Origin of the sequence: Acinetobacter halotolerans, from assembly GCF_004208515.1 — a bacterium.
Lineage (GTDB): Bacteria > Pseudomonadota > Gammaproteobacteria > Pseudomonadales > Moraxellaceae > Acinetobacter > Acinetobacter halotolerans.
Window position 1 is genome coordinate 1 of record NZ_SGIM01000036.1, and the last position, 456, is coordinate 456.

The window sequence follows — 456 nt, forward strand, 5'->3', positions numbered from 1 at the left end:
CAAGACCACAAGCACACAAACAAGAGCGAAGAACGCCAAGCCAACCAACTGACGCTACAACGTCGCAGCATCAAAACCATACCCGAATACCAACCCCTACAACACCGCCCAGCAGCCCATCCACAACGCGCCAAAGTGGTTGGACCATCAGGTGAAGAAATCCATGTCGATGAATGGGGCAGAATCAAAGTCCGCTTTCTGTTCACTCGAAATGACGACCACCAACACGATGGTGGCGCAGGCAGTAACGACAACGATACCGATTCAGCATGGGTTGATGTACTCACTCCATGGGCAGGCGAAGGCTACGGGGCACGCTTCCTGCCACGTATCGGTGAAATCGTCGTCATCGACTTCTTTGACGGCAACATCGATCGCCCTTATGTCACAGGACGACTGCACGAAGCACAACGCAGTCCGACCAAATTCGATGACCAAGGACAACTGCCAGATACA

General features: G+C 53.1%; 1 protein-coding gene. It reads left to right on the forward strand.

Annotated features, from left to right (window positions below; genetic code table 11):
* The coding region (locus EXE30_RS15765; RefSeq protein WP_228256133.1) for a phage baseplate assembly protein V at positions 1 to 456 on the forward strand (456 nt) is incomplete at both ends.